16 protein-coding genes and 3 pseudogenes are annotated in these 25,481 nt (G+C 62.3%); 10 read left to right on the top strand and 9 right to left on the bottom strand.

Features of this window, described 5'->3' with window-relative positions; genetic code table 11:
* Window positions 1-52: 52 nt before the first annotated feature.
* Window positions 53-1,444, top strand: a complete 1,392-nt coding sequence (locus OSC50_RS10835; protein ID WP_266249625.1) for a hypothetical protein — start codon at window positions 53-55, stop codon at window positions 1,442-1,444.
* Window positions 1,445-1,794: 350 nt separating this feature from the next.
* Here OSC50_RS10835 and OSC50_RS10830 read toward each other — a convergent pair whose 3' ends face one another.
* Window positions 1,795-3,993, bottom strand: coding sequence for an OsmC domain/YcaO domain-containing protein (locus tag OSC50_RS10830; RefSeq protein ID WP_253507919.1), 2,199 nt, complete (start codon window positions 3,991-3,993; stop codon window positions 1,795-1,797).
* A 163-nt stretch (window positions 3,994-4,156) separates the two neighbouring features.
* Here OSC50_RS10830 and OSC50_RS26170 point away from each other — a divergent pair.
* Window positions 4,157-4,429: pseudogene (locus OSC50_RS26170) on the top strand (PAS domain-containing protein); the annotation flags it as partial.
* 186 nt (window positions 4,430-4,615) lie between these two features.
* Window positions 4,616-5,722: a methyl-accepting chemotaxis protein gene (locus OSC50_RS10825; RefSeq protein ID WP_414704487.1), complete on the top strand. Its 1,107-nt coding sequence runs from the start codon at window positions 4,616-4,618 to the stop codon at window positions 5,720-5,722.
* A gap of 41 nt (window positions 5,723-5,763) precedes the next feature.
* Here the strand turns inward: OSC50_RS10825 and OSC50_RS10820 are convergent, their stop codons facing one another.
* Window positions 5,764-7,164 carry an XAC2610-related protein gene (locus OSC50_RS10820; protein WP_266249628.1) on the bottom strand — a complete coding sequence of 467 codons (1,401 nt, stop codon included), beginning with the start codon at window positions 7,162-7,164 and terminating at the stop codon, window positions 5,764-5,766.
* 126 nt (window positions 7,165-7,290) lie between these two features.
* Between OSC50_RS10820 and OSC50_RS10815 the strand changes: the two are divergent.
* Window positions 7,291-7,464: pseudogene (locus OSC50_RS10815) on the top strand (cysteine hydrolase); the annotation flags it as partial.
* A gap of 326 nt (window positions 7,465-7,790) precedes the next feature.
* Here the strand turns inward: OSC50_RS10815 and nirD are convergent.
* Window positions 7,791-8,156 (bottom strand): nitrite reductase small subunit NirD, encoded by a 366-nt coding sequence (gene nirD / locus OSC50_RS10810; RefSeq protein WP_181077869.1) that lies wholly within the window; start codon window positions 8,154-8,156, stop codon window positions 7,791-7,793.
* On the bottom strand, window positions 8,156-10,717 hold the full coding sequence (gene nirB, locus OSC50_RS10805; RefSeq protein WP_266249630.1) for a nitrite reductase large subunit NirB: 2,562 nt from the start codon (window positions 10,715-10,717) through the stop codon (window positions 8,156-8,158). The genes nirD and nirB overlap by 1 nt, the downstream gene beginning before the upstream one ends.
* Window positions 10,718-11,223: 506 nt before the next feature.
* On the opposite strand from nirB, the gene OSC50_RS10800 reads away from it, so the two are divergent.
* The 3 genes and pseudogenes from OSC50_RS10800 to OSC50_RS26160 all read left to right on the top strand — a co-directional run bounded on the left by OSC50_RS10800 (window position 11,224) and on the right by OSC50_RS26160 (window position 17,322).
* Entirely contained in the window at window positions 11,224-15,231 is a 4,008-nt protein-coding gene (locus tag OSC50_RS10800; protein ID WP_266249632.1) for a bifunctional nitrate reductase/sulfite reductase flavoprotein subunit alpha, read from the top strand.
* 138 nt (window positions 15,232-15,369) lie between these two features.
* Window positions 15,370-16,419: pseudogene (locus OSC50_RS26165) on the top strand (cache domain-containing protein); the annotation flags it as partial.
* 135 nt (window positions 16,420-16,554) lie between these two features.
* On the top strand, window positions 16,555-17,322 hold the full coding sequence (locus OSC50_RS26160; RefSeq protein WP_370694778.1) for a methyl-accepting chemotaxis protein: 768 nt from the start codon (window positions 16,555-16,557) through the stop codon (window positions 17,320-17,322).
* On the opposite strand, the gene OSC50_RS10790 is transcribed toward OSC50_RS26160, so the two are convergent.
* From OSC50_RS10790 to uvsE, 3 genes are read right to left on the bottom strand one after another with little or no spacing between them, the layout of a single operon-like run.
* A complete protein-coding gene (locus OSC50_RS10790; RefSeq protein ID WP_253507932.1) occupies window positions 17,312-18,106 on the bottom strand; it encodes a nucleotidyltransferase domain-containing protein in 795 nt (264 codons plus the stop codon). The genes OSC50_RS26160 and OSC50_RS10790 overlap by 11 nt on opposite strands.
* A complete protein-coding gene (locus tag OSC50_RS10785; RefSeq protein WP_181077876.1) occupies window positions 18,103-18,582 on the bottom strand; it encodes a P-loop nucleotide/nucleoside kinase family protein in 480 nt (159 codons plus the stop codon). The genes OSC50_RS10790 and OSC50_RS10785 overlap by 4 nt, the downstream gene beginning before the upstream one ends.
* 20 nt (window positions 18,583-18,602) lie before the next feature.
* Entirely contained in the window at window positions 18,603-19,631 is a 1,029-nt protein-coding gene (uvsE, locus tag OSC50_RS10780) for a UV DNA damage repair endonuclease UvsE (protein ID WP_266249636.1), read from the bottom strand.
* Between the two features lie 195 nt (window positions 19,632-19,826).
* Between uvsE and OSC50_RS10775 the strand changes: the two genes are divergently transcribed.
* Together OSC50_RS10775 and OSC50_RS10770 are read left to right on the top strand one after the other, a co-directional pair.
* Complete coding sequence (locus OSC50_RS10775) at window positions 19,827-20,243, top strand: DUF2231 domain-containing protein (protein WP_253507936.1); 417 nt, start codon at window positions 19,827-19,829, stop codon at window positions 20,241-20,243.
* A complete protein-coding gene (locus OSC50_RS10770) occupies window positions 20,240-21,532 on the top strand; it encodes a PQQ-dependent sugar dehydrogenase (RefSeq protein WP_266249639.1) in 1,293 nt (430 codons plus the stop codon). The genes OSC50_RS10775 and OSC50_RS10770 overlap by 4 nt, the downstream gene beginning before the upstream one ends.
* 42 nt (window positions 21,533-21,574) lie before the next feature.
* Here the strand turns inward: OSC50_RS10770 and OSC50_RS10765 are convergent, their stop codons facing one another.
* Window positions 21,575-22,978, bottom strand: a complete 1,404-nt coding sequence (locus OSC50_RS10765) for an MFS transporter (protein WP_266249641.1) — start codon at window positions 22,976-22,978, stop codon at window positions 21,575-21,577.
* A 264-nt stretch (window positions 22,979-23,242) separates the two neighbouring features.
* On the bottom strand, window positions 23,243-23,773 hold the full coding sequence (locus tag OSC50_RS10760; RefSeq protein ID WP_266249643.1) for a GNAT family N-acetyltransferase: 531 nt from the start codon (window positions 23,771-23,773) through the stop codon (window positions 23,243-23,245).
* A 154-nt stretch (window positions 23,774-23,927) separates the two neighbouring features.
* Between OSC50_RS10760 and proP the strand changes: the two genes are divergently transcribed.
* A complete protein-coding gene (proP, locus tag OSC50_RS10755; RefSeq protein ID WP_181077887.1) occupies window positions 23,928-25,430 on the top strand; it encodes a glycine betaine/L-proline transporter ProP in 1,503 nt (500 codons plus the stop codon).
* The last annotated feature ends 51 nt before the right edge of the window (window positions 25,431-25,481 follow it).

The following is a 25,481-nucleotide window of genomic DNA, read 5'->3' as shown; positions in this document are numbered from 1 at the left end:
ACCTCCGGCGGCCGTCACCCTGGCATCCCCGAATGGACTCAATGAGGCTCATGTGCGCGTTTTAACTTCTGTATTGCTTGCCGGTGGCATCGCCAGCCTGTCCGGTTGTGTCACCCAGTCCGGCAAGGTCGAGCAGATGCTCGCCGACACTCTGGCCCAACCGCTGGTGGAAAACAGCATCGTGCGCGAAGGCGACCTGCTCAGTTTCGAGCTGCTGATGCCCGACTCCACCGGCGGCGTGCGGCGCACCATGCAGTTCGAGGCGGCGTGCTCGACCAGGCAATTGCACCTGCTGTACCTAGATGGCTCCCAGCGCGTGTACCCGCTCAAGGCCGGGCGCTATACCGAGGCGCGCAAACTGTCTGACACGCTGTACACCGCGTTGGCCGCCAACCAGACATTCGTGCGTGCCTGTGCCGAAACGCCAGCACCGGACTGGCGCCTGGTCCAGACCGATGCGCGCGATAACTGGGTGCTGCTCGACGCCGCCAGCCTCAAGACCGTGCAGGGTGAAACCCGTTTCTGGGCCGCCTTCGATAACCCGACGGTGCTCAATGACCTGCCCTATGACGCGCCTTATGCGCAAAAACGCCAGCACTTTGCGGTGTCCTGCGCCAGCGGCACGTACAAGGAACTGGCCGGCTACGACCTGGGCGTGCGCAACCGCGTGAGCGATGGCCGCGTCGACAGTTTCCCGACGCCACAACCCATCGCCGGCAGCGACGCCGACTATGTATTGCTGTTCAACACGGTGTGCGCCAACCCCGAAAAAATCGCCAAGCTGGCGCCCTTCAAGCCGCGCCTGAAAGCGCCGGCGATCATCGCCCTGTCGTCGGTGCAGCCCCAGGTGCTGGCCGCGCTTGCGCCGTTCAACCAGGACAAGCCCGCGCGCACCTTGAAGTACGTGCACTTCACCGGCACATCGACCCTCAAAGGCAAGACGTCCAACAGCACCAGCGAGCACTTCATCAGCCAGGACAAGGCCAGTGGCCAACTGCAGATCGTCCATCGCGGCGACGGCTATGAGTCCCAGTCGGTGAGCTGGCGCAACCTGGTCTCGCTGGTATCGAAGACAACGTACGGCGGCACCGGCATGGCCGAAAGCTCGACCCTGACGCAGTTGAGCTTGACCGGCAATTGGAAAGCCCTGCCCGTCGGCGAAACCGTGGTCTACCAGACCACCCGCTCGACACTCAACAGCCTGGTGGGCAGCTATAACAAGGTGCAGACCAACCGCTGCGTCGTCGAACGCCAATTGCCGGCCCGCGAACTCAACCCCAGCCTGCTGGGGAACGCCAAGGCCTTGTCATGCCGCACCGATGACGATAAGTACAACCGCGTCGAACATCTGTACTACCTGAGCGATTACGCCTACTTCTACGAATCGAGCACGGACAAGAACGAGTTTTTCTACGCCGATACGCGCATCGATAAGTTCGAATAACAGGTAACACTTCAGCGCCTGGCTTTGGGGCCGCTGTGCAGCCCGGCGCAAGCAAGCTTGCTCACCACAGGGAAGCGCGGTGCGACCACTCTCTGTGGTGAGCGGTTTCTTGTGTTGAACGGGCCTTTTTAGTGAGCAGTCCTTTTGTGGTGAGCGGGCTTGCCCCGCGCTGGGCTGCGCAGCGGCCCCCTCCCATCCACCGCGTACTTTCAGGTAAACCCCACCGCCTGGCTTTGGGGCCGCTGCGCAGCCCAGCGCAAGCAAGCTTGCTCACCACAGGGGAATTGGACAAGACACACTCGTTGCGGCGGGCCTGTCTTTTTCTGTGGTGAGCAAACTGTGCCAAAGGCTTATCGGATGGACACCGCCGCTCGCGCGCTGTGCAGCTTTTTGTAGCTGTCGATCAAGCGCAGGTGCCGGTCCAGTCCTTCGAGCTTCATGCTGGTCGGGGTCAACCCATGGAACCGCACGCTGCCGTCGACCGAGCCGATCACCGCATCCATGCGCTCATCGCCGAACATGCGCCGGAAGTTGGCCTCGTAGTCCGCCAGTTCCAGGTCGTCGTCCAGTTCCATCTCCAGCACGGCGTTGAGCGCTTGGTAGAACAGCCCGCGCTCGGCGGTGTTGTCGTTGTACTGCAGGAACATCTCCACGCACTCCTTGGCCTCTTCATACTGGCGCAAGGCAAGGAAGATCAGCAGTTTCAGCTCCAGGATGGTGAGTTGGCCCCACGCGGTGTTGTCGTCGAACTCGATGCCGATCAGGGTGGTGATGTCGGTGTAATCGTCCAGCTCGCTTTCGATCAGGCGCTCAACCAAGGCCTCCAGCTCTGCGTCGTCCAGGCGGTGCAGGTTGAGGATATCGGCGCGGAAAAACAGGGCCTTGTTGGTGTTGTCCCAGATCAGATCTTCCACCGGGTAGATTTCCGAGTAGTCCGGCACCAGGATCCGACAGGCCGTGGCACCAAGGTGGTCGTACACCGCCATGTAGGACTCTTTACCCATGCTATCGAGAATGCCGAACAACGTTGCGGCTTCCTCGACGTTGGAGTTTTCGCCCTGACCGGAGAAGTCCCATTCGACAAATTCGTAATCCGACCGGGCACTGAAGAAACGCCACGACACCACGCCGCTGGAGTCGATGAAGTGTTCGACGAAATTATTCGGCTCGGTCACCGCCTGGCCTTCGAACGTCGGCTGCGGCAGGTCGTTCAGGCCTTCGAAACTGCGGCCTTGCAGAAGTTCGGTGAGGCTGCGCTCCAGCGCCACTTCCAGGCTCGGGTGCGCGCCGAACGAGGCGAACACGCCGCCGGTGCGCGGGTTCATCAGGGTCACGCACATCACCGGGAATTCACCGCCCAGCGACGCATCCTTGACCAGCACAGGGAAACCCTGGGCCTCCAGGCCTTGAATGCCGGCCAGGATGTTCGGGTACTTGGCCAGCACCTCGGCGGGCACATCCGGCAGGGCGAATTCCCCTTCGATGATTTCGCGCTTCACCGCCCGCTCGAAAATCTCCGACAGGCACTGCACCTGGGCTTCGGCCAGGGTGTTGCCGGCACTCATGCCGTTACTGAGGTAGAGGTTTTCGATCAGGTTGGACGGGAAATACACCACCTCGCCATCCGAGCGGCGCACGAACGGCAGCGATACGATGCCGCGCTCTTCGTTGCCGGAGTTGGTGTCGAACAGGTGCGAACCACGCAGTTCGCCGTCGCGGTTGTAGACCTTCAGGCAATAGGCGTCGAGGATGTGTGTCGGCAGTTCATCGTTCGGACCGGGCTGGAACCAGCGCTCATCCGGGTAATGCACGAACGGCGCGTTGGCCAGCTCTTCGCCCCAGAACTGATCGTTGTAAAAGAAGTTGCAGTTGAGCCGCTCGATGAACTCACCCAGCGCCGACGCCAGGGCGCCCTCTTTGGTCGCGCCCTTGCCATTGGTGAAGCACATCGGCGAGTGCGCATCGCGGATATGCAGCGACCACACGTTCGGCACGATATTGCGCCACGACGCGATTTCAATCTTCATGCCCAGGCCCGCCAGAATGCCGGACATATTGGCGATGGTCTGCTCCAGCGGCAGGTCTTTACCGGCGATATAGGTTCCGCCGTCGGACAGCGCGCTGGGCATCAACAAGGCCTGGGCGTCGGCGTCGAGGTTGTCGACTTCTTCGATCACGAATTGCGGCCCGGCCTGCACCACTTTCTTCACGGTGCAGCGGTCGATGGAACGCAGGATGCCTTGACGGTCCTTATCGGAAATGTCCGCAGGCAACTCGACCTGGATCTTGAAAATCTGGTTGTAGCGGTTTTCCGGGTCGACGATGTTGTTCTGCGACAAACGAATATTGTCGGTGGGGATATTGCGTGTCTGGCAGTACAGCTTCACGAAATACGCCGCGCACAGCGCAGACGATGCCAGGAAATAATCAAAGGGGCCCGGCGCCGAGCCATCGCCTTTATAGCGAATGGGCTGGTCGGCAATCACCGTGAAGTCATCGAACTTGGCTTCAAGCCGGAGGTTGTCGAGAAAGTTGACCTTAATTTCCATGCGGGCACACCAGAATAACGGGCTAAACAAAAATGGCCGCCATTATGGGGTTTTTCATCGGGAAGTTTCAGGCTTTTGACCAGCGGCGGATCAATTGCCAAATGAATATTAACTTTTTGTGACTTGCCGCCGATGGACTGGGCGCAACCAGGGAGTAGTCCGAATGCGCAACAACCAGCCCGTAACACAGCGTGAGATTTCCCTCGCGCCGCAGCAGAAACTCATCTCCGCTACAGACGTGCAGGGGATGATCACTTACTGCAACGACGCTTTCGTCGAGATCAGCGGTTTCAACCGCGACGATCTGATCGGCGCCCCGCAGAACATCGTGCGCCACCCCGACGTGCCACCGGCCGTGTTCGAACACATGTGGAAAGCTCTCAAGCAAGGCCAGCCCTGGATGGGCATCGTCAAAAACCGCTCGAAGAACGGCGACCATTATTGGGTCAACGCCTACGTCACGCCGATCTTCGACGGCAGTCGGGTGGTAGGTTTCGAGTCGGTGCGGGTCAAGCCCACCGCCGATGAAATCCGCCGCGCCCAAGCCCTCTATCAACGGATCAGCCACGGCAAAACCGGCGTACCGCGCCAGGACGCGTGGCTGGCCGGCCTGTTGAACGGTGTGCCGTATGCGGCCAGCGGTATCGCCGGCAGCCTGGCCGGGTTGTTCCTCAGCGCACCGGTGGCTGTCGCGGTTGCTGTAGCGGTGGCGTTGCCGATAGGCATGCTCTGCTCAAGTGCACGCCACGGCACCACGTTGCGCCTATTGCAAGGGGTCGAGCCCTCCACGTCGGATGCATTGATCGCGCAGATGTACAGCGACGCGCGCGGCCCGCAGGCACGTTTGGAAACCGCGTTCCAAAGCCAGAACGCGCGCCTGAAAACCTGCCTCACCCGCCTGCAGGACAGCGCTGAACAACTCAGCACCCTGGCCGGACAATCCGACCAGTTGGCCAGCGCCAGCGCCCGGGGCCTGGACCGCCAACGGGTGGAGACCGAACAGGTGTCCGCTGCCGTTAACCAGATGGCCGCGACGACGCAGGAAGTCGCCAGTCACGTACAGCGCACCGCCGACGCCACCCAGCAAGCCAACGTGCTCACCGGCCGCGGCCGCGAAGTGGCGCGCGATACCCGTCACGCCATCGAGCGGCTGTCGGCGGTAGTCGGCGAGACCGGCGTCTCCGTGGCGCAACTGGCGCGTGACAGCGATGAAATCGGCACCGTGGTCGACGTGATCAAAGGCATCGCAGACCAGACCAACTTGCTGGCGCTCAACGCCGCCATCGAAGCCGCCCGCGCCGGTGAGCAAGGTCGCGGCTTTGCGGTGGTGGCCGATGAGGTTCGTCAACTGGCCCAGCGGACCTCACAGTCAACGACCCAGATCCACGCGTTGATTACGCAACTGCAAACGTCTTCCAGCAACGCGGTGCAAAGCATGCAAAACGGTCAGCGCCAAGCGCAGGAAGGCGTGGCGCGGGTGCTCGAAGCAGACCAGGCGCTGGCGGGGATCAGCGAGGCGGTGTCGCATATTACCGAGATGACCACTCAGATCGCCGCCGCCACCGAAGAACAAAGCGCGGTGGCCGAAGAGATCAGCCGCAACATCACCACCATCGCCGAACTGGCCGACCAAACCTCGATGCAGGCCCGTCAATCGACAGACCTGAGCAGGGAACTGACCGACACAGCGTCGACTCAGTACGCGTTGGTTGAGCGGTTCAATCGCTGAAGCCGCGACAACGGTGTGACCGAGGTGCATCACCGGCAGCATCAAGGCTGCCGGCGATACATCCCGGTCAGGTAGTCGGGAAAGTCCGGCTCTGCGTTGTGCCTGATCACCGCGAAATCTTTTACCAGTTGGATGTGATACGGCCCGGTGCCTATGCTGGCCAAAGGTGCACGCACGATGATCAGGTTCTCGGTTTCCATCGGCACGCGCTGCTGCGTGGTAACGATAGGTTTTCCGCTGGCGGTGTCGTGGAGGGTCACGCTGAATTGCGCCACTTCGCGGCCCTGGGCATCGCGCTGGGGCAGGATCTTCAAGTCCAGGTCACCGTCGCGGCCCAGGTAGTCGTCGCGCATCTGGTAATGGCCACTGCGCTGGTCGCGGGCTACGTCGCCGTACTTGGGGTACTCCGGCTCGCGATCCTCGACATGCAGTTGCACTGCCAACTGCGACGCACCTTTCTTGCCGCTGCTGACCCAGGCGCCGCGGTAGTCGAAGGGTTCGACGCTGTCACGGGTGATCTGCCAGGTGCCGGTCTGATGACCGTCGTCAGCCGATTCGTGCAGGTAAACGAAGGGTTTGTCCTCATAGTCGCCCATCGAGCCCACCAGTTTGATCGGTTTGCCGCTGCCACTTTTGGTGTAGCGCACTTCGCCGATCAGTACCTCGCCTTGCTGCTGATACCAGAGTTGCACCGGGATCTTGCCGTTGAGAGTGCCGGCGAGCATCTGCGGGTCTTCATTGACCGGCCCTTCCAGGCGCGGGGTTTCACGCCACTGGCCGTCCTTCCATTCGCCGCTGGTGCGCAGCATGTAGCCTTTGGGCATGCTGGTGCCGTCGTCGCTTGCCGGTACTTCTTCCTGCGTATAGGCGCTGAGTCGCACCAGCTCGCCGTGGCGCATCTGCCAACGGCTGGCGCGCGTCCAGCAGCAGCCCCGGTCGGTTTGCGAATGGATGATGCCGTCCTTGGGATTGACCGAGAACATGCCGCCGGAGGTCTCGTTCGCCAGGTCGGTGAGTGGGCGATTGAACACCCAGCGTGGCTGCTGCGGATCTTGCAGGTACACGTCGTAGTTCGACTGAAAGCCCGCATCGGCGCCGTCGCCGTTACGGATCGCCAGATCCTGGCGACCGTCCTGGTTGATATCGGCGAAATACACCACGCCATTTTCGCCGACCAGGCGCCACTCCAGAGTCTTGCCGTCACCGTTGAGCGGCACGCTGGCAGCAGGCGTGCGCAGTTGCTGGAGGATCGCCAGGGTGGTTTTATCGCGCAGGGTGACCAGCGCCGGCGCCAGTTGCTGCAGGTCTTGCGGCACGTCAGGAAACAGCACTTCCAGCAGAAACCGGCCGCTGGGGTCATTCAGCGAAAACGAGCGGGGCTCGGCCATGGCCGTGGTCGCGAACATCGTTGAGACAAACACTGCGCTGACGAGCGAACGCATGGAAAGCATCCTTGCTGAAATCCGGGGGCCGCAGTGTAAAGGCAAACCGCGAAGGCTTCGAACAAATTGCTGTGGGCGCGCGGGCGGGCTGTTATGTTGCGTGCTTCTTATGCCTAGGGAGGTGTCATGGAACCGTTAGCCGACAACGCAGCCTTGCTGCTTATCGACATGCAGCAAGGCATGAACCAGCCGACCCTGGGGCGGCGCAACAACCCGGATGCCGAGCGGCATATGCAGCAATTGCTCGTCGCCTGGCGCCAATGCGCGCGTCCGGTGGTGCATGTGCGGCATATCTCCCGTTGAGCAACCTGGCGATGGACTATGCCAAGGTGGTCGAAACTTCACAGATACTGGACTTAAAGGCTGACACATAAACCTGTGGTAAGCGGGCTTGTCGAATCGTCGCACCGCCCGCGCTGGGCCGCGAAGCGGCCCTGTTCCCAGACACCGCGGTGTGCCAGGCAAAAACGCCTGGCAGGTTTGGGGCTGCTGCGCAGCCCAGCGCAGGGCAAGCCTGCTCACCACAAAAACCTCACATTGCTCAGGCTCTGTGTTCTATCGAAGAGGTCTAGATACCTGTGCCTATCGGGGCAGGCTCCCACATCGTGCTCTGTGTAGGTCAGGCTTCAGCAAGACACTTGCACCTCCACCATCCCACCCTTCAACCGCACCGGCCACACCCGCAGGCGCTGGCGCGGGGTTTCCAGGCATTGGCCGTCGTGCAGGCGGTAATGCTGTTTGTAGATCGGCGCGGCCACCACCAGCTCGCCCTTGAGGCTGCCCACCAGGCCACGGCCGATTACATTGGCGCCGGACTCCGGGTCGTGGTTGTCGATAGCGTAAAGCGTCTGTGCTTCGGCGTCGGGCAGGTAGAACAGCGCCACCTGTGCGCCGTCCAGCCACACCACCACGCCGGAATTGCGCACCAGGTCGGTTTCATTGCAAACGGCTTTCCAGCTGGCGAGTGTACGTAAGGTATTGGGCTGGCTCATCAGGCAATCTCCTCGGCGACCGCAATCAGGTTGAGTTCGGCGGCCATGATCGGGCGACGCTGGCCGCGTTCCTGGACGAAGTGAATGTCCGGGTCCGGGCGTTTGTCGTTGACGAAGGTGCGGAAGCGCTTGAGTTTTTCCGGGTCTTTGAGGGCATTGGCCCATTCGCATTCGTAGCGGTCGACCACCTGTTGCATCTGCGCTTCCAGTTCGGCGCCCAGGCCCAGGCTGTCGTGCACGATCACATCCTTGAGGAAATCCAGGCCGCCTTCCAGGCTTTCGCGCCACACCGAAGTGCGTTGCAGCTTGTCGGCGGTGCGGATGTAGAACATCAGGAAGCGATCGATGTAGCGAATCAGCGTGGCATCGTCGAGGTCGGTGGCGAACAGTTCGGCATGCCGTGGACGCATGCCGCCGTTGCCGGCGATATAAAGATTCCAGCCTTTTTCGGTGGCGATCACCCCCACATCCTTGCTCTGGGCTTCGGCGCATTCGCGGGTGCAACCGGACACCGCGAACTTGAGTTTGTGCGGCGAACGCAGGCCCTTGTAGCGGTCCTCGATCAACAGCGCCATTTTCACGCTGTCCTGCACGCCATAACGGCACCACGTGCTGCCGACGCAGGATTTGACCGTGCGCGTGGACTTGCCATACGCATGCCCGGTCTCGAAACCGGCCGCGATCAGCTCGCCCCAGATGTCCGGCAATTCGTGCAGTTGCGCGCCGAACAGGTCGATGCGCTGGCCGCCGGTGATCTTGGTATAGAGGTTGTATTTCTTCGCCACCTCGCCGATCACGATCAGCTTGTCGGCAGTGATCTCACCGCCCGGAATCCGTGGCACCACCGAGTAGGTGCCGTTCTTCTGCATATTGGCCATAAAGGTGTCGTTGGTGTCCTGCAACGGCACCAGCGACGGGTCCATGATCGGCTGGTTCCAGCACGAGGCCAGGATCGAGCCCACCGCCGGTTTGCACACGTCACAGCCGATGTGACCACGGCCGTGCTTGGCCAGCAGTGCTTCAAAGCTGAGCACCCCTTCCACACGCACCAGGGCATACAGCTCCTGACGGGTATAGGCGAAGTGCTCGCACAAACGCTTGTCGACACTGACGCCACGGGCCAGCAGTTCATGTTCGAACACCTGCTTGAGCAACCCGGCGCACCCGCCGCAGCCGGTGCAGGCCTTGGTCTGCGCCTTGAGCACGCCGAGGTCGGCGCAGCCGCCGTCGATGGCTGCGCAGATCGCGCCCTTGGTGACGTTGTGGCACGAACACACCGTGGCCGATTCCGGCAACGCGCCGGGGCCGAGGGTTGGTGCGCCGGCCGAGGACGGCAGGATCAGGCTGGCGGGTTCGGCCGGCAAGGCGATGCCGTTCTGCAGGTATTGCAGCAGCGTGTCGTAGTAGCTGTTGTCACCCACCAGCACCGCGCCGATCACCTGCCTGCCGGCGGCATCCACCACCAGACGGCGGTAGCTGGCGGTGGCCTCGTCGATAAACTGATAGCTGCGCGCGCCCGGCGTGTGGGCGTGGGCGTCACCGATGGAACCGACGTCGACGCCGAGCAACTTGAGTTTGGTCGACATGTCCGCCCCCACAAACGGCTCGGCGCCCTGCCCGCACAGCAACGCCGCCACGCCACGGGCCATCTGGTAACCGGGCGCGACCAGGCCGAACAGGCTGCCGTTCCACGAGGCACACTCACCGATTGCGTAGATATGCGGATCGCAGCTCTGGCATTCGTCGTTGATCACCACCCCACCGCGCGGGCCGATCTCAAGCCCCGCCTGGCGCGCCAGAGCGTCCTGGGCGCGAATACCGGCGGAAAACACGATAAGGTCGGTTTCCAGAAATTCGTCGTTGGCGAAATTCATGCGATAGCGATACTGCTCGCCAACGCTGATCGACTGCGTGGCACGGGACAAATGCACGCCGACGCCCAGTCGTTCGATCTGCGCCTTGAGTGCCAGGCCGCCGAAGTTATCCAGCTGCACCGGCATCAGGCGCGGCGCGAACTCCACCACATGGGCTTCCAGGCCCAGGCTTTTGAGGGCGTTGGCCGCTTCCAGGCCGAGCAGCCCACCGCCGACCACCACACCGCGCCGCGCATTGGCGGCGGCCGCACGGATGGCGTCGAGGTCCTGCAGGGTGCGGTACACCAGGCGCGAGTCACCTTCGGCGCCCTCTATCGGGGGTACGAAGGGATATGAGCCGGTGGCCAGCACCAGCTTGTCATAGGTGACGCGACCTTGGGCGGTGACCACCTGGCGCTGGGCGCGGTCGATATCCAGCACCTGCACGTCAAGGTGCAGGGTCACGCCCGGCGTCTGGTACAGCGCCGCGTCGGACAGCGCCAGCGACTCGGCATCGCGGCCGGTGAAGTATTCGGATAAATGCACGCGATCATAGGCGCGCATCGGCTCTTCGCTGAACACATGCAGTTGGTAGTGATCCAGCGCGCCGCGTTCGATCAACTGCTCCACGCAGTGATGACCGACCATGCCATTGCCGACGACGATCAGGGTTTGCAGCTGGTTCAGACTGGCGTTATTGGCGTTCATATCAGCACCCGACAAAACTCATCACGGTTTGAAAAAAGCAAAAAAAAACGCCTGAAACCTTACGGTTCCAGGCGTCTTTGCCTGTTCTTATACGGTTGGCATCGGACGACTTCGCCGATTCCACCGCTGTTGCCCATGTTGTCGATCGTCGTTGACCGAAGGGGGTTACCGGTGATCTTGCAGGCTCTGTGCCAACCTGTCGCAACCCCGTACCCACTGCCTCCACGCCCGCGCGCCCCTGCCGAGTACGCCTCCAACTGGTGCGCAGCGCGTCATAAAAGGGCACAGGACGCTTGCTCCCGCGAGTTCGCGCGGCGGCGGCAAGCACCCTCACCACCATCAGTACGGCACCTTGAACAACCTGGCGCGCCGCTTGCTAGGTACAGCGCCACAGAGCAGTCAACGCTGATTGCCCATCCACGACAAAGGCGCCGTGTAATCCCCGTTCCAACGGAGGGTTACGCGGCGCTTTTTTTTGCCGGGCAGAAAAGATTCGAGGGTTATCGATGGCCAACCAACGCGTACGCAGTGTGTGCCCCTATTGTGGCGTGGGCTGCGGCATCGTCATTCAGGTCGAAGACAATAAGGTGGTCAAGGTGATCGGCGACCCCGACCACCCCACCAATGCCGGTCGCCTGTGCACCAAGGGCAGCACCTGCGGGCAAGCCATCGCCGAGTCCGGGCGCATGGAAAATGCCTACCTGCGCCAGGCCCGCGACCGCGACCCGGTGCGCATCGCCATGGACGAAGCCATCGCCAGGACCGCCGGGCGCCTGCGCAACGTGCTGGAGCGGCATGGCCCCGATGCATTGGCGTTTTATGTGTCCGGGCAGATGTCACTGGAAGCCCAGTACCTGGTCAACAAGTTAGCCAAGGGCTTTGTCGGCACCCGCCATATCGAATCCAACTCGCGGCTGTGCATGGCCAGCGCCGGCAGCGGCTACAAGCTGTCACTGGGTTCCGATGGGCCGCCGGGCTCCTATGAGGACTTCGACCGCGCCGACCTGTTCTTCGTGATCGGCGCCAATATGGCCGACTGTCACCCCATCCTGTTCCTGCGCATGATGGACCGGGTCAAGGCCGGGGCTAAGCTGATCGTGGTCGACCCACGGCGCAGCGCCACCGCCGACAAAGCTCACCTTTACTTGCCGATCAGGCCCGGCACCGACCTTGCGTTGCTCAACGGCCTGCTGCACCTGCTGGTGAAAAACGGCCATACCGACCCGGCCTTTATCGCCACCTTCACTGAGGGTTGGGAGGTCATGCCTGCGTTCCTGGAGGACTACTCACCGCAGCAGGTCGCCGCCATCACCGGCCTGGCCGAAGCCGACATCCGCCAGGCCGCCGCCTGGATCGGCGAGGCTGCCGAGTGGATGAGCTGCTGGACCATGGGCCTCAACCAGAGCACCCACGGCACCTGGAACACCAACGCCTTGTGCAACCTGCACCTGGCCACCGGCGCCATCTGCCGTCCCGGCAGCGGCCCGTTCTCCCTCACCGGCCAACCCAATGCCATGGGCGGGCGTGAGATGGGCTACATGGGCCCTGGCCTGCCGGGGCAGCGTTCGATGCTGGTGGATGCCGACCGCGCCTTTATCGAAGACCTCTGGCAGATTCCCGCCGACCGCCTGCCGCGCCAGGCCGGCGACGGCACCGTGGCAATGTTCGAGCAGATGGCCGCGGGGCAGATCAAAGCCTGCTGGATCATCTGCACCAACCCGGTGGCCAGCGTGCCCAACCGTCAAACGGTGATCGATGGGCTGCAGGCCGCTGAACTGGTCATCACTCAGGACGCCTTCCTCGACACCGAAACCAACCGCTACGCCGACATCCTCTTGCCCGGCGCCTTGTGGGCCGAAGCCGAAGGCGTGATGATCAACTCCGAGCGCAACCTGACCCTGATGCAACACGCCGTGGAGCCGCCGGGCGAGGCCCTGGCCGACTGGCGGATCATCGCCCGGGTCGCCTGTGCGATGGGCTATGCCGAAGCGTTCAGCTACGCCAATGCCAGCGAGGTGTTCGAAGAAATCAAACGCGCCTGCAACCCCGCCACCGGCTACGACCTGCGCGGCGCCAGCTATGGGCGTCTGCGCGAGACGCCGCTGCAATGGCCGCTGGCGACGGCCGAGTCGGCGCCGCGCAACCCGATTCGCTACCGCGAGCACGGCGCGTTGCGTTTCGCCACCGCCAGCGGCAAAGCCCAGTTCTTTGCGCGCCCGCACATGCCCCCGGCGGAACTGCCCGACGACACCTTCCCATTCGTGCTCAACACCGGCCGCGTGCAGCACCAATGGCACACTCTGACCAAGACCGGCAAGATCGCCACGCTGAACAAACTCAACCCCGGCCCCTTCGTCGAGATCCATCCCGACGACGCCGCGCGCCTGGGCATCCGGGCCAGGCAACCGGTGCAAGTGCTGTCGCGGCGCGGGCGCGCGGTGTTACCCGCATTGATCAGCGACCGCGTGCAACCGGGCCACTGTTTTGCGCCATTCCACTGGAACGATGTGTTTGGCGAACACCTGGCGATCAATGCCGTGACTTCGGACGCGGTCGACCCGATTTCATTGCAACCGGAATTCAAATGCTGCGCGGTCAGCCTGGCGCGCGTCGAGTTGATCGACCATCAGTTCCTCGACACGCCCCCCCAGGCGGCCACCGACCTTCCCGCTCGCGCAGAGCAATCCACCCTGTCGCGCATCGACGCCTTCGCCGAAATCGCCGGCCTGCGGCCCCTCACCCCGCCACCCTTGAGCGACAACGAACGCACCTACCTCGCCGGTTTCATCAGTGGCCTGCGCGCCGACAGCGCACGCCAGCCAGGGGAGGTGCCGGTGTTGCCGCCGAACGCGCCGCTGGCCGGCGAAGCGCGGCTATGGGTCGATGGTTTACTCGGCGGGCTGTTCAGTCGCGCGCTCGCGACGGGTGTCAGCACGCTGCCCGCCGCACCTGCCTTGACCTTGCTGTGGGCATCCCAGACCGGCAATGCCGAAGCATTGGCCGAGCGCTGTGCCCAACGCCTGCGCGAGGCCGGTATCAGCGTCGAGCTGAGCGCGATGGCGGATTTCCCGGCGAGCCGACTGGCAAGCACCCAGAACCTGGCGCTGATCAGCAGCACCTTCGGCGACGGCGACCCACCGGACAACGGCGAAGGTTTCTGGCACAGCCTCAGCCGCAGCGAAACGCGCCTGGAATCCCTGCGTTTTGCCGTACTTGCCCTCGGCGATCCAAACTATGACCAGTTCTGCAACCACGGCAAACGCCTCGACCAACGCCTGCTGGAATTGGGCGCCACGCGCCTGTTGGAGCGTGTCGATTGCGATACCCAATTCCACGACCGCGCCGATACCTGGCTGCTGCGCCTGCAGCACAGCCTCAACCCGACCAAAGCGCCGGCAGTCGCCACGCCCGCCGGCAAGACCAAGCTGTATGGCTCGCGCCTGTTGCTCAACCGCCACCTCAACCCGCACAGCCGCCATAAGGAAACCCGCCAGTTCGCCCTGGACCTGGCCGACTCCGGCCTCAGCTATGAAGCCGGCGATGCCCTCGGCGTAAGGCCGCGTAACTGCCCCGAACTGGTCCACGAACTGCTCGCGCTGACCGGCCTTAAAGCATCGACCAGCGTCAATATCGAGACCTTCGGCGAGGTCTCGCTGCAACAGGCGCTGACTCAGCATTTTGAAATCGCCCGGCCCAGCAGCGAAACCCTGGCGTTTATTGCCGAGCGCAGCGCTGACACGGGCCTTGAGCAGTTGCTGCGGCCCGAACACAAAGCCGAACTGAACGACTGGCTATGGGGTCGGCAACTGGCGGACGTGTTGCAGGCCTACCCCATCGAGTGCTCGGCCGCCGAACTGTTGGGCACGCTGCGGCGCCTGCAACCGCGCCTCTACTCGATTGCCTCCAGCGCCAAGGCTCACCCCGGTGAGGTGCACCTGACCGTCGCGGCCGTGCGCTATGGCAAACGCAAAGGCGTGTCTTCGACCTTTCTCGCCGACCGCGTCGGCGACGGTGAAGTGCCGGTGTTCGTGCAGCCGTCCAAGCATTTCCGCACGCCCAGCGACGGCGATGTGCCGATGATCATGATCGGCCCCGGCACCGGCGTGGCGCCGTTTCGCGCGTTCCTGCAGGAGCGTCGTGCCCTCGGGCATCAAGGCCGCAACTGGTTGTTCTTCGGCGAGCAGCACGCCGCCAGCGACTTCTATTACCAGGACGAACTGCAAGGCCTGCAGCGCGACGGTCTGCTCACCCACCTGAGCCTGGCGTTCTCCCGCGACCAGGCGCAAAAGGTCTACGTGCAGGACCGCCTGCGCGAACAAGGCGCCGAGCTGTGGCGCTGGCTGCAGGACGGCGCCAGGGTGTACATCTGCGGCGACGCCCGCCAGATGGCCAAGGATGTCGATCAGGTACTGCGCCAGATCGCACAAACCCACGGCGGGCTGGACCCGGAGCATGCCGTGGACTATTGGCGCCAGCTGAGCGAGCAGAAGCGTTACCTGCGTGATGTGTACTGATTGGATACAGAACAATCAACGATTGTATTGTGCACAAAAAACCCTAAAGGTTTACCCAGACCACGCCGAAACAGCGGTGATAGCAAATCGCCTCGCTTCTTCCCGAACGCGAGTCGCTTTGGCCGCTCCTCCACGCTGATGGTCATCTTGATGAAAATAAAGAACAAGCTTGTACTGGCGTTTGTCTCGGTCGCATTTATCCCGGTCAGCCTGGTGGCGGTGATTTCAGTCATGAACACGCGCAGCCAGGCGGTGGAGCAATTCATCGACGGCAGCACTCGGGAGATTCGCCAGATCGACGGCAATATCCGCCAGTTCTTCGACGGCACTTTGCAGAACGTCGATCAGATGGCCACCGATTCTGTATACACCTCCGTCAGCACCCTGAAGAATTACCAACCCGCCGACGCGCCCGCTCAACCGATGCCCGCCGAAGCGCAAACGGTGATCGAGCGCTTCGCGCGCTACGGCGCGACCCACCCGGCGGCGGCGATCCTGTCTATCGGCCTGGAAGACGGCACCTACGTCAAATGGCCGGATGACCCTCAGTTGGCCAAATACGATCCGCGCGCACGCCCTTGGTACAAAGCGGCGATGGCCAGCCCCGGCAAAACTGTGCGCACACCGGCCTATTACTACGACAAAGACGACGTGGCCCTGGTGGGCACGGCGCGCGCCATGCTCGACGGTGCCGGCAAGCCCAAGGGTGTATTCGTGGTCAGTGTGTCGCTCAAAAACCTCACCGAACTGGTCAAGAGCATCAAGCTCGGTGACAGCGGCTATGTGATGCTGATCGAAGACGGCGTGTTGCTGGTCGACCCGCGCGACGCCGCCCACAGTTTCAAACCGCTCAAGGACCTGGGCACGGCTTACGCGCAACTGGCCCAGACGACTCAAGGGTCCACCGAAGTGGAGATCGACGGCGTGCGCTACATGGCCAACGTGTGGACCTCCCCCGGTCTGGGCTGGCGCTATATCGGCCTGATCGAAAAAGCCGAAGTGATGGCCGAAGCCACCCGCATGACCTACCTCACCGCGATCATCGTCGGCGTGCTGGTGCTGATTTTCGGCCTGATCGCCGCGGCGTTTTCCAAAGTGATCGTCAAGCCGATCGGCCAGGTCAGCACGGGCCTGCAGTCGATCGCCGAGGGTGAAGGCGACCTGCGCCATGAGTTGCAGGTGCAGGGCAAGGACGAAACCGCCGAACTGGCAGGCTGGTTCAATAAGTTCCTCGCCGCCATTCGCCAGTTGATCCAGCACATCGGCGCGGCCTCGGCCAACCTGCATAACGCTTCGAAGGTCAACAGTGAGGTGGCCCACAACATGAACGAAGCCGCCGGTCGCCAGCGCGAAGCGGTGGAACTGGTGTCCACCGCATTCAATGAAATGGTGGCCACGGCCAACGAAGTCGCGCGTTCCTGCAGCGGCGCGGCCGAATCCGCCGAGAACGGCCACCGGCGCGTGGCCGAGGGCAAACAGCAGATCGAAGCGACCACCGACAACGTCAACCGCCTGGGCCGCCGCTTGAGCGAATCGTCCCAGGCCATGGTCGAGCTGGAGGCCGGCAGCCGCAGCATCAACCAGATCCTCGGCACCATCCGCGCGATTGCCGAACAAACCAACCTGCTGGCCCTCAACGCCGCCATCGAAGCCGCGCGCGCCGGCGACCAGGGCCGCGGCTTTGCCGTGGTGGCCGACGAAGTCCGCGCCCTGGCCAAGCGCACCTCCGACTCCACCGGCGAGATCGAGCACCTGCTCGGTACCCTGGAAACCAAGACCCAGGAAGTCACCCAGAAGATGGGCAGTTGCATGGACCTGTCGAAAGCCAGCGTGTCGTCCATCGAAAACGCGCGGGACAGCTTCGAAGGCATCCAGACCTCGGTCAACGAAATCCGCGACCAGAACCTGCAGATCTCCGCCGCCGCCGAAGAGCAGCACAGCGTGGCCGAAGAGATCAATCGGCATATCCAGCAGATCTACGACGAAGCGCGCCTGGTGGAAAGCCTGGCCAACTCAGCCCAGGACGACTCGGGCCGGCTGTCGAAGCTGTCGGATGAGTTGAATGGCTTGGTGGGGCGGTTTAAGTCCTGAGGAGGGTGTCGCGCTGGTGTGAAACCAACCACTCCAGAAACACCTGCAGCCGCGCGCAGAACTGATCGCTCGCGGCGCCAGGGTTGCGCGCTTCAAACAGAAAGAACGCTACCTGGGTGACCATCGCCGGTTGACTCTGGAGGAACATCGCCACATGTTCTTCCAGTGTTTGTGGCCACATCGTTGCCGCTTCCGGGCGCAATATCTGCGTCGCCCTGATCAGTTTGCGCGACGCTTCCCGCTGCAAGCGCAGCCGATCCGCCTCGATATCCGCCTGACCGATCTCGGCAAGATAGGTGTTCAATACCGAATAGACGTCTCCATTTAACGCCAGCGCGATTTCACGGCATGGGCGAAACCGCTCGAAATGGACGGAGAGGTCATTGCCCCAAATACAACGACACTGATGCTTGAGCCAGAACCCCCAAAGGTTGCGGTTTTCAACCGCCATTACCTGCGCGCGCTCGCCGATATCGAAGTCGACTTTGGTGACGTACGGGTGACGCCGCTCAAGTTCACGGCGAACACGTTCCAGTTGCTCTGCTACCTGCGGGGTCTGCGGCTCGCGCAGCACCAGTGTAAGGTCCAGGTCGGAATGACCGGGCGTCGCGTCACCCCGTGCGACGCTGCCGTAAACATACAAGCCATCGAGCCCCAACGTTTGCTGCGACAGCAGTGAGCAGGCATCCGCCAACACCGATTCATACTCAGCCTGCACGGGCGCCTGCGCCACGGTGAGGATAAAACCCTCGGTGTCCAGGCCTTGTGACGCTGAAACGCTCACGGCCGATGCACTTCAATTACCAGCCCCTCAACCTCGCTCGGCACGCAGAAGTGCCGGGTGATCAGGTCGAACTCGGCGTCGGTGGCGGCAAAGTCGTGTTCGCCGCCGGCATTGCGTGCATGCAGGCGGGCGCGGCAGGTGGCGTCGTCCAGTTCCAGGTAGTGCAGGCAGTGCGGCACTTGGGCGCTGTGTGCCAGGCTCAGCAGCCATTCGCGATTGGCCAGGGTGTTGGCCGGAAAATCCAGCACCACATTGACGCCGGACTTGAGCAGGTCGATCACCAGCGGCCCCATCACGCCGCGCAGGCGTTGAGCACTGCGCAGGTAGTCGGCGATGGACAGCACCTCACCGGGGTACAGTTGCGCCAGCCAAGTGTCTTCGCTGAGCAGGACCGCGCGGTGTTCCGCCACCAGGCGCCTGGCCAGTGTGGATTTGCCGGCGGCGATCTTGCCGCACAACAGGTGCAGGGTGGGCATGCCGGGAAACTCCTTTTTGTTTAACTGGCCTGTGACTGCCAGTATTCGTAGAACGCTGACGATGCCACGTTCTTGTCCTTGGCTTCCAGCATGATGTCGAAGCGATCCAGAAACTGCAGGGCGTAGTCGTTGGTCCAGCGGTTCCACATCTGCTCACTGTGGGCGTACAGCTCGCGCTTGGAGACCACCTGCAACAGCGCCGTCATTTCCAGCTTGTGTGCGGCGTCGAACCCCAGGTCCTGCAGGCGCTCCTGGGGCTGGGAGTAGTGCATGGTGGGGCGCACGCCGCGCCAGCTGTCGATCACACGGGCCACCCGAGGCGAGTCGGGGTCGATATAGGCCTCCTCGTGAATCCAGCAATGGTGGATATCGAGCACCACCGGTGCCAGGTCGGCGACTTGCAGGCAGTGGTCAAGGCCGTAGGTTTTTTCATCGTTCTCGAAGGTGATGCAATGGCGCGCCACCTCCGACAGTCGCGCCCACACCGCGCGGGTGCCTTCCACGCCAAGGCGGCCGGCGATATGCACGTTGCATTTGAGGTCCTGGAAGCGCCGGCCGTAGCCCATCATGCGGATCATGTCGGCGTGGTACTCGAATTCGGCCACGCTGTTTTCCACCACATTCGGGTTTTCCGAGCCAAGCACACAGTATTGGCCGGGATGAAACGACAGGCGAATGTCCGAGGTCCGCGCCAGCTCGCCGATGGCGGCGAAGCCCTCAATCAATTGCGCCTGGATGGCCGGGTCGAGGTAGACAGGCGCCACTTTGGGATGGCTGTAGAACGGCAACAGATCACTGCTCAGGCGCAGCATGCGCAAGGTCGGTGGCAGCGTGGCGACGTAACTTAGCAACTGCAATTGTGCTGCCAGGTTGTGGGTCACCACTTCGACCAATTTGTCACGGGCGACGCCGGGGTCGACGCTGTCCATCCAGCGCAATGTGGTGGTGCGCGGGTTGAACGGGCCTTCAATCAGTTTCAGCGCGCTGGTCGAGAGCACGCGGTCGGGGTGTTTGTACTGGCAGGCAAAGCCGATGCGAGGGTGGGTCATGGAAGGGCCTGGACTGAGTGAGGGCGAGATCTTAAGGGCTTGGGCCGAGGAACACGCCACGCGGTTCATAATATTTCGACACGTATCCTCGGTATAACATCTATGAACTTTCCTACAAATGACACGCTCCTTTCCTATGCGAAGTCACTGCGTCCCTGAGCCCAGGGCGCTGCACGATAAGGAGCCGCTTCCCCCATGACTACCCTCCCCACCTACCCCGATATCCGGCCCGGTCCGCTGCACGCGACCTTGCTGGCCGGCAGCGTGCCGCTGTTTTTGGGCGCCCTGCTCAGTGATATCACCTACGCTCAGACCTTCCAGATTCAATGGGCCAACTTCGCGTCCTGGTTGATTGCCGGCGCCTTGGTGTTCTGTGGCCTGGCCCTGGTGTTCGCGCTGGTCAACCTGCTGCGCGCCACCCACAAAGCCGGACGCCCCGTCGGCTATGTACTGCTGCTGTTGGCCACTTGGGTGCTGGGGTTGATCGATGCGTTCCAGCACGCCAAGGACGCCTACGCCATGATGCCCGCCGGCCTGGTGCTGTCGGCAATCGTAACCGTGCTGGCAATCCTCGCCACCTGGACCGGCCTGCGCACCGGAGGTGCCCGATGAAAACCTGCCATGCATTGACCGTGCTAAGCACCGCCCTGCTGCTGAGTGCCTGTGGCGCTGAAGGCGACAAGACCCAGGCGCGCGGCCCCGATCCCAAATTGCCCGAACAACAAAGCAGCCTGCTGCCGAGCATGAAGATCGCCGAGCCAACGCCCTGGGGCGAGCAGAAACCCACCGTACCCGAGGGCTACAGCGTCACGGCGATTGCCACCGACCTGGCCATCCCACGCCAGACCCTGGTACTGCCCAACGGCGATATCCTTGTCGCCGAGGGCCGGGGCGGCAGCGCGGCCAAGCTCAAGCCCAAGGACGTGATCGCCAGCGTGATCAAGGCCCAGGGCAACACCCAGGTCAAGGGCGGCAACCGCCTCACCCTGCTGCGCGACGCCGACGGTGACGGTACCTACGAGCTCAAGACAGTGTTCGCCGATAACCTCAACGCGCCCTACGGCCTGGCCTTCGCCGATGGCAAGCTGTACGTGGCCAACCAGGACGCGCTGGTGCGATTCGACTACACCGACGGTCAGACCAAGGCCAGCGGCGCGCCGGTCAAAGTCACCGACCTGCCGGCGCAGATCAACCACCACTGGACCAAATCCCTGGCCGTGAGCGCCGATGGTCGTCAGTTGTATGTGGGTATCGGTTCCAACAGCAACATCACCGAGCGCGGCATGGAAGTGGAAATCGACCGTGCCATGGTCTGGCAGATCGATGCCCAGACCGGCGCGCACAGGCCCTATGCAACCGGCCTGCGCAACCCGACTGCGCTGACGATCCAACCGGATTCCGGGCAATTGTGGACAGTGGTCAACGAGCGCGACGAACTCGGCCCCGACCTGGTACCGGATTACCTGAGCTCGGTGCGCGAGGGTGCATTCTACGGCTGGCCCTACAGCTACTGGGGCCAGAACGTCGATCCGCGCGTGCAACCGCAGAACCCGGCGAAAGTCGCGGCGGCGATCAAACCCGATTACAGCCTGGGTTCCCATGTGGCCGCCCTGGGCGTGGACTTTTCCCTCCCGGCGCTGGGCGAGCGCTTTGCCGACGGTGTGTTTGTCGGCGAGCACGGCAGTTGGAACCGCGATCAGCCGGTGGGCTACAAGGTGATTTTCGTGCCGTTCAAGGACAGTAAGCCGGCCGGTGAACCGCTGGACTTCGCTACCGGCTTTCGCAGCGAGGATGGCAAGACGCGTGGGCGTCCGGTGGGGGTGACGGTGGACCCGAAAGGCGCATTGATCATCGCCGACGACCTGGCCAACACCGTATGGCGGGTAACGCGCAATCGTTGATCGCGCGCTGCCGGAGCGGTGTGCCCGCTCCGGCAGATTGATTTACAGGTCAGTGATTTCCTTGTGGCGTGGCACCAGGGTCTTCATCACGCTCCAGGCCACCAGATACGCCAGGGCACAGATCGCGAACATGATCATGTAGCCGGTGTGGATGTCATTGATGGACTTGTAGTAGTCAAATACCCAGCCGCCGATCTTGGTCATCACTACACCGCCCAGCCCGCCGGCCATGCCGCCAATGCCAACTACCGAGGCCACGGTTTTCTGCGGAAACATATCGGACACCGTGGTGAAGATGTTGCACGACCATGCCTGGTGCGCCGAAGCACCGACGCCGATCAACAATACCGGCACCCAGAAGCTGATGTAGCCCAACGGCTGCGCCAGCAGGACCACCAATGGGAACAGCGCAATCACCAGCATGGCTTTCATGCGGCCGTCGTACGGGGCGTCGCCTCGGGCCATGAAGTAGCTGGGGAACCAGCCGCCGCCGATGCTGCCGACCATGGTCATGCTGTACAGCACGGCCAGGGGCATCACGATATCGGCGCCTTTCATGCCGTATTGCGCCGCCAGGTAGGTGGGCAACCAGAACAGGAAAAACCACCACACGCCGTCGGTCATGAACTTGCCGAACGCAAAGGCCCAGGTTTGGCGATAAGTGAGCAACTTGAACCACGAGACTTTTTTCGGCGTGGCGCCTGCAGGTGCCTGGGCGAACGGCTGAACGGTCTGGTCGCTGCGGATGTAAGCCAACTCCTCGGCCGACAGGCGTTTCTGCTCTTCAGGCTTCTGATACAGCCCGATCCATACCGCTACCCATACGAAACCGAGCATGCCGATCACGATGAAGGAGGCTTCCCAGCCCCACAGGCCGGCGATCAGCGGTACGCAGATCGGCGCCAGGATCGCACCGACGTTGGCACCGGAGTTGAAGATACCGGTGGCCAGCGAGCGTTCTTTTTTGGGGAAGTATTCAGCGGTAGCCTTGATCGCAATCGGGAAGTTACCCGCCTCACCAACCGCCAGCACCGCGCGGGACAGCATGAAGCCGGCAATCGACACCGGGATCACTGCCAGCCCGATGGCGCCGCTGATGGCGGCGATGCCCTCGCCCATCGGCACGGAGAACGCATGCATCACCGCACCCGTGGACCAAATGGCGATGGCGATCACATAGGCCGCCTTGGTACCGATTTTGTCGACGAAGCGTCCGGCGAACAGCATGGAAATGGCATACACAAACTGGAACACGGCGGCGATGTTGGCGTAATCGGTGTTGCTCCAGCCGAATTGCGTCGACAACTGCGGCGCCAGCAGGCTGAGCACCTGGCGGTCGAGGTAGTTGACGGTCGTGGCGAAAAACAGCATCGCGCAGATGGTCCAACGATAGTTGCCGACGGCCTGGCCGACACGATGGGCTTTGATGGGCTCGCTTAGATTCATGGCATCACTTTTTATTTTTGTTAGATAGGACATACGCAACGTCATATGTCGTCGTACAACTGCGGCTTTTATATCGGGCCGCGTGGACGCTGTCAATCCGGCATTACCGGTAAATTAGGCAGCCTCGTTCAAGCAAGGTCATATGATGACAAGGCGGGTAATTACCGTTTCATCAGCGGGAGAAACGCGGTGTGCTTTTGAGGGCTGCTGCGCAATCCAGCGCGGGGCAAGCCCGCTCGCCACAGAGCTGTTGGTCGGCCCTGCTCAGGCCGGTTCAGTCGCTGGGCGGCAAACCCGCAGCACCAGGCTCGGTGCCTGGCCGGGAACGTCGTCGAGCAGGCCGTGGCGCTGCATGCCGATCTTCTCCAGCACGCGGATCGACGCCGTGTGGTCCGGACGCACCAGCCCGAACACTTCGGGCAATTGGAGGGTTTCGAACGCCAGTGTCAGCGCGTCGCGGCCCAGTTCGGTGGCATAGCCCTGCCCCCAGGCCTGAACGGCAAAGCGATAGCCAAGGTTGATACGCTGCTGGCCGAGGTAATTCATAGGCGCGATACCACCAAAGCCGATGATGTGGCACGGCGTGTCGCGATGGGCAATCGCCCACCAGCCGTAGCCGCCGCTGGCCCACTGCGCCATCCATCTGTCGAGCAGCCGTTGTGCATCCGCCCAATGCTGCATAGGCCCCGCCGGGTTGAACAGGTTCGTCTGGGGGTCGCCGAAGATCGCGAACAATCGCTGCACATCATCGGGTTGGGGCGCACGGTAAACCAGGCGTGAGTTGCTGGACGACATTCGCTGATTGCTCCTTAGGGGTTAAGGCCACTCACCCTATCCGCAAAAAAACGCAAATAGCGGTGAATTATTTCGCATGCACTTGTATCTGAAGTGACAGAGCGGTGCTATCGCAGTGATAGCACCTCCCCTGTTCTGTTTTAGAGTGGTCCGCATGAAATCACGTAAGAAAAGCGTCAATCCCATCGGATTGAATGACATCACCATTGTCGATGACACCAAGATGCGCAAGGCGATCACCGCCGCTGCACTGGGTAACGCCATGGAATGGTTCGACTTTGGCGTCTACGGGTTTGTCGCCTATGTGCTGGGCAAGGTGTTTTTCCCGGACGCTTCGCCCAGCGTGCAAATGATCGCCGCGCTGGCCACCTTCTCTGTACCGTTTTTGATTCGTCCGCTGGGTGGCCTGTTCTTCGGCGCCCTGGGCGACAAGTATGGGCGGCAGAAAGTCCTGGCGGCGACCATCGTGATCATGTCGCTGAGCACCTTCGCCATCGGCCTCATCCCCGGCTACGACAGCATCGGCATCTGGGCGCCGATCCTGTTGCTGCTGTGCAAGATGGCGCAAGGTTTCTCGGTGGGCGGTGAATACACCGGCGCATCGATCTTCGTCGCCGAATACGCGCCGGACCGTAAGCGCGGCTTCCTCGGCAGTTGGCTGGACTTCGGTTCCATCGCCGGCTTCGTGCTCGGCGCCGGTGTGGTGGTGCTGATCTCCAGCATCCTCGGCGAAGCCCAGTTCGAGTCCTGGGGCTGGCGCCTGCCGTTCTTCCTTGCCCTGCCTCTGGGCATGATTGGTCTGTATCTGCGCCACGCACTGGAAGAAACTCCGGCGTTCCAGCAGCACATGGACAGCCTCGAACAAGGCGACCGCGAAGGCCTGTCCCACGGCCCGAAAGTCTCGTTCAAGGAAGTCGCCACCAAACACTGGCGCAGCCTGCTCACGTGTATCGGCATCGTGGCGGCGACCAACGTGACGTACTACATGCTGCTCACGTACATGCCGAGCTATCTGTCCCACAATCTGCATTACAAAGAAAACAGCGGTGTGCTGATCATCATCGCGATCATGGTCGGCATGCTGTTCGTGCAACCGTTCATCGGATTTGTCAGTGACAAGATCGGCCGCAAACCCTTCATTATTGCCGGCAGCATCGGCCTGCTGTTGCTGGCGATCCCGGCCTTTATGCTGATCACCAGCGGCAAGATCGGTCTGATCTTCGCGGGGCTGTTGATCCTGGCCATCGTGCTGAACTTCTTTATCGGCGTCATGGCTTCCACCCTGCCGGCGATGTTCCCCACGCACCTGCGCTACAGCGCGCTGGCCAGCGCGTTCAACGTCTCGGTGCTGATCGCAGGCCTGACGCCGACCGCCGTCGCCTGGCTGGTGGAAACCACCAATGACTTGTACATGCCCGCTTACTACCTGATGGCGTTTGCGGTGGTCGGCCTGATCACCGGCCTGACGATGAAAGAAACCGCCAACCGCCCTCTGCGCGGTGCGGCTCCGGCTGCCTCGGACATGGAAGAAGCCAAGGAACTGCTGCAAGAACACCATGACAATATCGAGCAGAAGATCGAAGATATCGACGCCGAGATCGCCGAGCTTGAAGCCAAGCGTGAAAACCTGGTGCAACAGCATCCTCGCATCAACTAAGACCTGTCCGTGCGCGGTGGCCACCACCACCGCGCCTTTGGAGTGTTCAGC

The organism is Pseudomonas quebecensis, assembly GCF_026410085.1.
In the GTDB taxonomy this organism is placed as follows: domain Bacteria; phylum Pseudomonadota; class Gammaproteobacteria; order Pseudomonadales; family Pseudomonadaceae; genus Aquipseudomonas; species Aquipseudomonas quebecensis.
This window is presented reverse-complemented; position numbering and strand designations above follow the sequence as displayed.